The sequence below is a fragment of the Deltaproteobacteria bacterium genome, assembly GCA_016219225.1.
Taxonomy (GTDB): Bacteria; Desulfobacterota; RBG-13-43-22; order RBG-13-43-22; family RBG-13-43-22; genus RBG-13-43-22.
In genome coordinates, this window is record JACRBX010000097.1 from 57,263 (window position 1) to 66,841 (window position 9,579).

The following is a 9,579-nucleotide window of genomic DNA, read 5'->3' on the forward strand; positions in this document are numbered from 1 at the left end:
GTGAAAAATCGTCATTCCCTCGCAGGTTTTCGCGAGAATGACAAAATTGGGCTATTGATGATTGGAGGCATGTTTGATGAAAAGGCCCCTTCCCTTCTGGCTCATGGCCATGCTCTTGCTTTTTATAGGTTGCCGGGAAAAAGAACCCCATCCTTCTTCCCAAGCCCAAAGACCAATTGTGACCGGTGTATCCCTGCTCAAGGTTTCTCCTTCTTCAATAGATTCCTTCTATGAAACATCGGGCACCGTCAAGGCCGGGGCAATCAGTATCGTGGCCAGCCGCAGTCTGGGAACGGTAACGGCCGTCAAGGTCCGGGAAGGCGATCTGGTAAAGGCCGGAGAGGTCCTGGTTACCATAGACGACCGGGATCTGGCCCAGAAGGTGGTTCAGGCCGAAACAGCCAACCAGGAGGCCTTAAAGGCCCTTGAGGTGGCCGGGCAGAACAGATCCCTGGCCGAGGTTACCTTCCGGCGATACGCCAATCTCCATTCGGAAAAAGTGATCACCCAGCAGGAGATGGACCAGATAGAAACCCGGAAAAAGGTGGCCGAGACGGAATATGACCGTTTCCAGGAAACCGTCAAGCGGACCAGGGCCGCTGTGGAGGAAGCCAGGATCTATCATGGATTTACCAGGGTGACTGCCCCGGTCTCCGGCCTGATTACCGAGAAGAAGATCGATCCGGGGAGTCTGGCTGCTCCGGGGATGCCCCTTTTGACTATTGAAGATACCTCCCAATTCAAAGTTGAAGCCTCAGTGGATGAACGTTTGGTCCAAAAAATAAAGAATGGGAGCCCGGTCTCTATTCTCCTTAATTCCAGCGGTGAACGGATTTCCGGTTTCATCAGGGAAATCGTTCCGGCCATCGATCCGGCCTCCAGGACCTTCCTGATCAAGATTCCCCTGAAAGGACGGGGCTTAAAAAGCGGCCTCTACTGTAAAGTCCTTATTCCGGAAGGGCAAAAAGAAACAATCCTGGTTCCGAAAAAAGCTGTGGTGGAAAAGGGGCAACTGGAAGGGGTCTATGTGGTGGATGACCGGAAGGTGATGACCTTCCGCCTCATCAGGACAGGGAAAGCCCATGAAGACCGGAGAGAGGTTCTTTCCGGACTGAAGGGCGGAGAAGAGGTGGTCGTGGAGGGTGTGGAGCGGGCCATTGACGGAGGATGGGTAAAACCGTGAGTCTCAGAATACTCGGATTTGCCGGAACGGTCGCCAAGACCTTCATCAAATCAAAGCTGACGCCTCTCATCGTCATCGCCTCGATCTTTCTCGGCCTGTTTGCCATAGTGGTGACCCCCAGGGAGGAAGAGCCCCAGATTATCGTTCCCATGATCGACGTTATGGTCCACTATCCCGGGGCCTCGGCCCAGGAGGTGGATGAACGGGTCACCAAACCCATGTCCAAGTTCCTCTGGGAAATAAAAGGGGTGGAATACATCTATACCCTGTCGAAACCGGGGATGAGCATGGCCATCGTCCGGTTTTATGTCGGCCAGGACCTGGAGAAAAGCCTGGTCAACCTCTACAACAAGCTCATGTCGAATTACGACAAGATCCCTCCCGGCGTTTCACAGCCCCTGGTCAAACCCAAATCCATAGACGATGTCCCCATCCTTTCCTTTACCCTCTGGAGTTCCTCCTATACCGGCTATGAACTGCGCAGGGTGGCCCAGGAGGTGGGCGATGAGCTGAAAAAGGATAAGGACGTCGCCGAATTCCAGATCATCGGCGGCCAAAAAAGGCAGATCCGGATTGTCTGGGAGCCCCTTCGCCTGAACGCTTTTCATCTGACACCCGGCCAGCTTGAGGGGGCTTTGCGGAAGGCCAATTTCCTTTTACCTTCCGGCCGATTTCCGGCCGGAAGCCAGGAATTCATTGTGGAGACCGGCGGGTTTTTAAAAGAGGTTCAGGAAGTGGGCAATCTGGTCCTGATCGTGGCCGACGGGAGACCGGTCTATTTGAGGGATGTGGCCCGGATTATCGACGGTCCCGAGGAGCCGTCAAACTATGTTTTTATGGGTTTCGGTCCGGGGGAGAAAAAGGCCCCCGGAGGGACTTTCGAAGCCGTCACCCTGTCCATTGCCAAAAAAAAGGGGACCAATGCCACGCAGATTGCCGAAAGGGCTATGGAAAAGATAGAAGCCCTGAAAGGCAACCGGATCCCCTCGGGAATTGAGATCACCACCACCAGAAATTATGGCGAGACGGCCAGGGATAAATCCAATGAATTGCTCAAGCACATGTTTCTGGCGGCCCTATCGGTCACCATCCTCATTGCCCTGGCCCTGGGCTGGCGGGAGGCCATCGTGGTGGCCGTGGCTGTTCCGGTCACCCTGGCCCTGACCATTCTGGTGACTTATCTGGTGGGCTATACCCTGAACCGGGTAACCCTCTTTGCCCTCATCTTCTCCATCGGCATTCTGGTGGATGATGCCATCGTGGTGGTCGAAAATATCCACCGTCATTTCAAGATGAGCCGGGTGGATCCGGAAGTGGCCGTCCTGGCCGTCGATGAGGTGGGCAACCCCACGGTACTGGCCACCTTTGCAGTTATAGCCGCCCTGCTTCCCATGGCGGCGGTCTCGGGACTCATGGGGCCTTATATGAGACCCATCCCGGTAGGGGCCTCGGCGGCCATGGTCATCTCCCTGCTCATTGCCTTCATCATCAGTCCCTGGCTGAGCTTCATCGTCCTGAAAGGAACGAAAGGTGGCACAGCCGGCGAAAAAGAAGAAGGAAAGATTCTGGCCAAATTCAACCATCTCTATGAACGAAACCTCCGTTCCCTTCTGGAGAACAAAAAAAAGAGGATCGGGTTTTTCATCCTGATCATTGTGCTCTTGTTGGCAGCCTTCTCCCTGATCCCGCTCAAATGGATGACGGTCAAGATGCTTCCTTTTGACAACAAGAGTGAACTCCAGGTGGTCATCGACCTTCCGGAAAGTGCCAGCCTGGAAGAAACAGCGGCCCTGACCCGAAAGATCAGCGACTATCTCCGGACCGTACCGGAAGTGACCAACACCCAATCGTACATCGGCACCTCGGCCCCCTTCAATTTTAACGGTCTGGTGCGCCATTATTTCTTGAGGTCCGCCGGCAACCAGGCCGATATTCAGGTCAATTTCGTGGTCAAGGAAGAAAGGAAGGCCCAAAGCCACGAAATCGCCAAAAGGATCAGACCGGAGATCAAGAGACTGGGCGACCAATACCAGGCCCGGGTAAAGGTGGTGGAGATCCCCCCGGGGCCTCCGGTTTTAAGCACCCTGGTGGCCGAGATCTACGGACCGGATCATGGCCGACAAATCGAGATCGCCCGGCAGGTCAAGGATATTTTCACCCGGGCCCCGGGGGTGGTCGATGTCGACTGGTATGTGGAACAGGACCAGAAAAAAATCTTTTTCATGGTCGATAAAGAAAAAGCGGCCTTTAATGGAATCGGTACCGAGGAGGTCGCCCGGGCCGTTCAAACGACCCTGAACGGGACCGTGGCCGGCCTGGCCCACCTGGTCAGGGACAAGGAGCCGGTAGAGCTTCTTCTCCGATCCCCTCTTTCAGAGCGGGCCGGAACAAAGGCCCTGGGAGGGATAACCCTCCTATCCGCCACCGGTAAAGCCGTGCCCCTGGCCGAACTGGTCAAGGTCCAGGAAGGGATCGAAGATAAAACCATCTATCGGAAGAACCTGAAGCGGGTGGTCTACGTCATCGGGGATGTGGCAGGCACCGAGGAAAGTCCGGTCTATCCTATACTGAAGATGAAGGAACAGGTCAGGAACCTGAAACTCCCGGAAGGCTATGAGCTGAAACAATATTCTGCGGTCCAACCCTGGATGGAAGATAAATACTCTATGAAATGGGACGGCGAATGGCACATCACCTATGAGGTCTTCCGCGACCTGGGGTTGGCCTTCGGGGTGGTCCTGATACTGATTTACGTCATGGTCGTGGGCTGGTTTAAATCCTTTCTGGTGCCGCTGGTGATCATGGCCCCAATCCCTTTGTCCCTGATCGGTATCCTGCCGGGACATGCCGTGATGGGGGCCTTCTTTACCGCCACCTCCATGATCGGTTTTATCGCCGGGGCCGGGATCGTGGTCCGCAATTCCATCATCCTGGTGGATTTTGTCGATCTCAAAATCGCCGAGGGGGTGCCCCTTAAGGAGGCGGTGATCCAGGCCGGCATCATCCGCTTCAGACCCATGCTCCTGACCGCCGCCGCCGTGGTTGTCGGCTCTTCCGTGATCCTTTTCGACCCGATCTTTCAGGGTATGGCCATTGCCCTCATGTCGGGCGAAGTGGCGGCCACCTTTCTTTCCAGGACCATGGTGCCGGTCCTGTGCTACCTGCTGCGGGCCAGGCAGTCCGAAGGCCTGTTAAAGTGCGACATCGATACGGCCCCCCCGGACCCCCAAAAAACCGAGGAGTGTCCGACATGAGGGTTAAAAAAAACTCCAAATCCAACGACACACAAAACTCATTTTCCTCTTTTGCTGGATGCCTCCTATTTATGCACCTTCCTTTAAAGAGTTGACACACACCTACCAAATGGATAGGATTAATAATCCAGCAATTTCGGAAGCGATGGATTCGTAAAAAGTGGGAAAACGCCACTTGGTCATTTCGAATTGTCTCTTCTGTCATTTCGACTAAAGGAGAACCCTTGCCTGATCCGGTTGTTCTGAGATCCCTGACATGCATTCGGAATAACAGAAGGGATTTTTTTCAAACTTATCGTAGATGCAAATTTCCTGATTCCCCAATCCCCTGAATTCCTAACTCGCTGAAGGAAAAAGGCATGACCAAAATCCTTGTTGTCGATGATCGGCCCATGGACCGGGAGCTTTTAAAGACTCTGCTCCAATATGCCCGGTACCAGATTCTTGAGGCCGCCGATGGTGCCGAGGCGTTGCAAATGGTCCGGACCGAACACCCTGATCTGGTTATCTCCGACGTTCTCCTGCCTAAAATGGATGGCTACGAACTGGTGCAGCGGCTGCGGGCCGATCCATCGACCGCTCAGACCTTGGTCATCTTCTATACGGCGGTGTTTAACGAGCAAGAAGCTCGAGTCCTGGCTTCAGAGGTGGGTGTAACCCGCATACTCATAAAACCGACGGACCCGCAAAAAATCCTGGATATGGTAGCTGAGGTCCTTCAGGCCAAAAGAACCGAGGTCATTCTTTCTCCACCCCCCAATTTCGATCAAAAACACTATCAACTGCTGATAGACAAACTCATTCTCCAGGTTGATGCCTTCCGCCAAAGTGAGGAACGATATCGTTCACTATTTGAAAACATGTTGGAAGGATTTGCTTATTGTCGGATGTTGTTTGTGGATGACAGGCCCCAGGACTTTGTCTACCTCGACGTCAACGACAAATTTGTAGAACTGACCGGACTAAAAAATGTCGTCGGCAGGCAGGCCACCGTGGTCATCCCGGGCCTCAAGACCTCCAATCCGGAATTGTTTGAGATTTATGGAAGGGTGGCCCGAACCGGGAAACCCGAACGGTTTGAAATCTATTTGGAGTCTTTGGGAATCTGGCTCTCCATAGCAGCCTATAGTCCGAAAAAAAATCATTTTGTGGCCGTTTTTGATAACATCACCGAGAGGAAGGAAGCCGAGGCGGAAATCCGCCGGCTTAATGTTGACTTGGAACAACGGGTCCTCGAACGAACGATCCAGTTGGAGGCGGCCAACAGGGAGTTGGGGTCCTTTTCCTATTCCGTATCCCATGACCTGCGTGCCCCCCTAAGGGCCATTGACGGCTTCAGCCGGGCCTTGTTGGAAGATTACCGTATGGCCTTAGACGAAAAAGGGCGGAAATACCTGGACCGGGTGCGCGCCGCCACCCAGCGGATGGGGCAGTTGATTGATGATTTGCTTAAACTCTCGCGAGTGACCCAGGCCGAGATGACCCGTCAGCAGGTGAATCTCAGCCGGATAATTGAGGTGTTGGCTCGTGAATTGGAGATATGCCAGCCGGAGCGGCGGGTGGAATGGGTTATCGCCCCAAACGTCATGGCTGACGGAGACGAACGGTTATTAGAGATCGCCCTGAAAAATCTCCTGGACAATGCCTGGAAATTCACCGGACGAAAACCTTCCTTTCGCATAGAATTCGGCGTCCGGCACCAGGAGGGATCAGTGGTTTATTTTATACGGGATGACGGCGCCGGCTTTGACCAGACTTACAGCGGCAAACTGTTCGGCACTTTTCAGCGCCTTCACAGCAGAGAGGAATTCGAAGGAACCGGAGTGGGGCTAGCCATTGTGCAGCGCATCATCCACCGCCACGGCGGACACATCTGGGCTGAAGGGGTCGTCGACCTGGGAGCCACTTTTTATTTTACCCTTGAACCGGCCGCCAAAGGTTTATGAAGATCAATATTGGTCCGCCAGGAGATCGACTTGATATACAAATTACCGGGAGAGAAACCATTGAACCAAGAAGAAAAACGAATCATCACCTTGACCACGGCCTCCCATTCCCTGATCCATCTTTTAGAAGGCGTCCTGCCTCCTTTGATCCCCCTGCTCATGCTGGAGTTCGGCACCGATTATTTCCACCTGGGCCTGGTGGTGACTGTATTTTCTTATGCCTTCGGTATCGGCTCGTTACCGGCCGGCTATCTGGCGGATAAAATCGGTCCCAGACGTTTAATCACGCTCTACCTTTTCGGTGCCGGTATCCTGGCGATGGGGGCCTGGTCCATGAATTCCCTGGTCAACTACGGGATTCTCATGGGGGGGATCGGCCTTTTCTGCAGCACCTATCACCCGGCCGCGAACACCCTCATCTCCCTGGCCATCCAGGAAAAAGGGAAGGCCTTCGGCCTCCATGGAATCGCCGGAAGTCTGGGGGTTGCCTCGGTCCCGGTGCTCTCGGCCTGGATCGGGTCGGCCTTGGGTTGGAGGATGCCTCACGTCCTCTATGGGTTTATCGGGATTCTCGCCGGGTTCTATTCCCTGACCATTCCCAAACATCTGGAAATCAGGGAAAAGGAAGGCGCTTCGGCCGGAAGCCGCCCCCCCGCGATCTTTTCCTGTTTCAATCTGATCGTCTTTTTCCTTTCGGCCATGGCCCTGGGGTTGACTTACAAAGGCATCATGACTTTTCTTCCGGCCTATATGGGAGAAAGTATTCATCTCGGCGGACTCCAATTGGGCAAGGTGGCCCTGGGGGGGACTGTAGCCACCATTGCCCTCCTGTCGGGTGCCCTGGGCCAGTATGTGGCCGGCCGCGGCGTGGATCGTTTTCAGGCTGAAGGGCTCTATCTTGGGGCAATCCTTCTGGGAACGGTCTTTGTATTTCTGATGGCTGTTTCCCAAAACCTGATTTTGGTAGGATCGGCCGTGATGTACGCCTTTTTCTATTTCTCCACCCAGCCCCTGCAGAATTACCTGTTGTCAACCTACCTGCCGACCCACCGGCATGGTCTGGGCTATGGCATTCATTTTTTCATCACTTTCGGGATCGGCTCCACCGCGGCGGCGGTATCGGGCTATCTTGCGGATCACTACGGCCTGCGCTCGGTCTTTTATGCCATGACCCTTTGTTTCCTTTTTTCTGCAGCCATGGCTTTCGCGCTGTTTATCCGAGTGCATAAAAGGCGGCCTTAGATTCGGATTCGGACCATTCAGATCCCCCTTCCGCTGAGCAAAAGTAAAAGGGGGTCTTCCCTTAACTGATTGACCTCGAATTTTAAAGCATTCTCTACACGAACCCTTTTCGTCCCTAATTTCTTTCTTGACGTGGGGATTATGGGGTGTCCTATTTTTTATCGGTTAGAAGTCCCAAGGTCTGGGTTATTCACCCAACCCGGACCAGCCGGAACCAAGATTTTGGATATACAAAACATGTTAATAAAACCTCAACTGGTCCGGGTCCAAGGCGTGTTCTTTAAGAAATTCTATCCATTTTGCGTAGAATTATATTCTTTAGTTACTAAAATTTTGAGGCAATTTTCCACGGAGCCCGGCCAGGAGGTTTTCAACGGCCGTCATGGCCATCTTTTCCCGGGTCTTGACACTGGCACTGCCGGTCCCATTTTCTTCAGAAAAGTCAGGGGAAATTCTTTTCACCGGATTCGATCTTTGCGCCTCTTCTCAAGGCAAAACTCACAACGGCCCCTTCATATAATTCCTGGCCAATGATGATCAAGCCGATTATAAAAAGCCAGCGTTTGTTCCAGAAGAAGCTGGCCGACCAGGCCCCGGCGGTTAAAGCAATAAGAAGGCAGCGAATAGCCCTGATGATCCATAGGGAGCAGTCATATTGACCGGCCTGATGATAAGCGCTGATGAACCTTCGCAGGGATAGCCAGAGGGCAATACCCGCGACCCCCAGCAACAGAAGAGCAAGAATTTGGTTGATGGGCGGTTCGTATAAAAATCCCATGATCCCTTTTCCTCATTCTACACAGAAACTGCATATTCCCGTACTTCCAGTTGCAAACGATCCCCTAATCTGTCTTCTTCTAAGTCGAGATCATAATCCAGTTGTAACCCCAGCCAAAATTGGGGAGAAATGCCGAAAAAACGACCCAGGCGCAAGGCCGTATCAGCAGTAATCCTTCGCTTCCCGTGAACAATCTCATTAATCCGGCGTGGCGGAACCCCAACCGCTATGGCCAGACGGTTCTGACTGATTTTCATGGGATCGAGGAATTCTTTTTGTAAAATTTCCCCCGGATGTACGGGAGGTATTTTTTTGCTATTCATACTCTTTTCCTTTTAGTGATAATCGGCTATTTCGACCTGATAGGCATCGCCTTTTTTCCAGGCGAAGCAAATACGCCACTGATCATTAATACGAATACTAAACGGACCTTTTCGATCACCGGCCAACTTTTCAAGGCGATTAGCCGGTGGAACCCTTAAATCCTCCAAGGTCATAGCTCGATTCAGCATTCTTAACTTTCGAAAGGCTGTTAGCTGAATTCTGCCGGGAAACTTGCGAGAGAAGGTCCGTCGAAATATCTTTTCTGTTTCTTTGTATTTAAAGGATCGGATCATTGAAAATAAGTATAACGCCTGGCGTTAAGCAATTCAAGGGAAAATTTCCAGGCTGGACTTCTAACAATGCAATTCAGACCCTACGTCCCGTATTAAAGATAGCCTGAGAGACGGGGCTTGGGCGCGAAAGCCTTTATACGGCCTCGTTTCCCGAAGGCAACCTAAATTCGCCACGGTGCTGAAGGTCATACGGGCCCTCGGCTTGCGCCTACACGCAACAACGGCACATTCAGAACCTTCATCTCGGTAATCTAACCCGCCTCGGTGAATGGACGGTTCCAACATTCGATCAGCAATCATACCCTATCTCTTCCTTAAACCTGGTTGAACTCAGACCGCTCGACTATACAACATAGAATCAAACTGCCGGATTACGATTCGAAAAAGTTTCTGAATTAAATGAACAACGTCCCACTTTACGGGTGGTGGATCTCGCCAATGATACTGCACTGGTCACCAAAGATGGCCGCGAAGTACCGATTGAGGACAGCGCGGCGCCCATTTTGGAAGGCGGCGGAAATGTAATGGGCACGGTGCTGGTCTTTCACGACGTTACAGA

The 9,579-nt window shown here is 52.7% G+C and carries 8 protein-coding genes; 4 read left to right on the forward strand and 4 right to left on the reverse strand.

Going from position 1 to position 9,579, the window contains the following annotated elements; genetic code table 11:
- The first annotated feature begins 76 nt into the window (after positions 1 to 76).
- The 4 genes from HY879_08705 to HY879_08720 all read left to right on the forward strand — a co-directional run bounded on the left by HY879_08705 (position 77) and on the right by HY879_08720 (position 7,625).
- Entirely contained in the window at positions 77 to 1,183 is a 1,107-nt protein-coding gene (locus HY879_08705) for an efflux RND transporter periplasmic adaptor subunit (protein ID MBI5603424.1), read from the forward strand.
- Positions 1,168 to 4,437 (forward strand): efflux RND transporter permease subunit, encoded by a 3,270-nt coding sequence (locus tag HY879_08710; protein MBI5603425.1) that lies wholly within the window; start codon positions 1,168 to 1,170, stop codon positions 4,435 to 4,437. The genes HY879_08705 and HY879_08710 overlap by 16 nt, the downstream gene beginning before the upstream one ends.
- A 359-nt stretch (positions 4,438 to 4,796) precedes the next feature.
- Positions 4,797 to 6,383 (forward strand): response regulator, encoded by a 1,587-nt coding sequence (locus tag HY879_08715; protein ID MBI5603426.1) that lies wholly within the window; start codon positions 4,797 to 4,799, stop codon positions 6,381 to 6,383.
- 60 nt (positions 6,384 to 6,443) lie between these two features.
- A complete protein-coding gene (locus tag HY879_08720; protein MBI5603427.1) occupies positions 6,444 to 7,625 on the forward strand; it encodes an MFS transporter in 1,182 nt (393 codons plus the stop codon).
- 318 nt (positions 7,626 to 7,943) lie between these two features.
- Here HY879_08720 and HY879_08725 read toward each other — a convergent pair whose 3' ends face one another.
- The 4 genes from HY879_08725 to HY879_08740 are packed head-to-tail and all read right to left on the reverse strand — an operon-like array spanning position 7,944 to position 9,020.
- Complete coding sequence (locus tag HY879_08725) at positions 7,944 to 8,087, reverse strand: hypothetical protein (protein ID MBI5603428.1); 144 nt, start codon at positions 8,085 to 8,087, stop codon at positions 7,944 to 7,946.
- Entirely contained in the window at positions 8,068 to 8,403 is a 336-nt protein-coding gene (locus HY879_08730; GenBank protein MBI5603429.1) for a hypothetical protein, read from the reverse strand. The genes HY879_08725 and HY879_08730 overlap by 20 nt, the downstream gene beginning before the upstream one ends.
- 17 nt (positions 8,404 to 8,420) lie before the next feature.
- Complete coding sequence (locus HY879_08735; protein ID MBI5603430.1) at positions 8,421 to 8,726, reverse strand: HigA family addiction module antidote protein; 306 nt, start codon at positions 8,724 to 8,726, stop codon at positions 8,421 to 8,423.
- Between the two features lie 12 nt (positions 8,727 to 8,738).
- Positions 8,739 to 9,020, reverse strand: coding sequence for a type II toxin-antitoxin system RelE/ParE family toxin (locus tag HY879_08740; GenBank protein MBI5603431.1), 282 nt, complete (start codon positions 9,018 to 9,020; stop codon positions 8,739 to 8,741).
- Between the last annotated feature and the right edge of the window lie 559 nt (positions 9,021 to 9,579).

Coding starts and splice junctions, on each gene's coding strand:
- HY879_08705 (MBI5603424.1), top strand. CDS start 77: ATGAAAAGGCCCCTTCCCTTCTGGCTCATGGCCATGCTCTTGCTTTTT.
- HY879_08740 (MBI5603431.1), bottom strand. CDS start 9,020: ATGATCCGATCCTTTAAATACAAAGAAACAGAAAAGATATTTCGACGG.
- HY879_08730 (MBI5603429.1), bottom strand. CDS start 8,403: ATGGGATTTTTATACGAACCGCCCATCAACCAAATTCTTGCTCTTCTG.
- HY879_08735 (MBI5603430.1), bottom strand. CDS start 8,726: ATGAATAGCAAAAAAATACCTCCCGTACATCCGGGGGAAATTTTACAA.
- HY879_08710 (MBI5603425.1), top strand. CDS start 1,168: ATGGGTAAAACCGTGAGTCTCAGAATACTCGGATTTGCCGGAACGGTC.
- HY879_08715 (MBI5603426.1), top strand. CDS start 4,797: ATGACCAAAATCCTTGTTGTCGATGATCGGCCCATGGACCGGGAGCTT.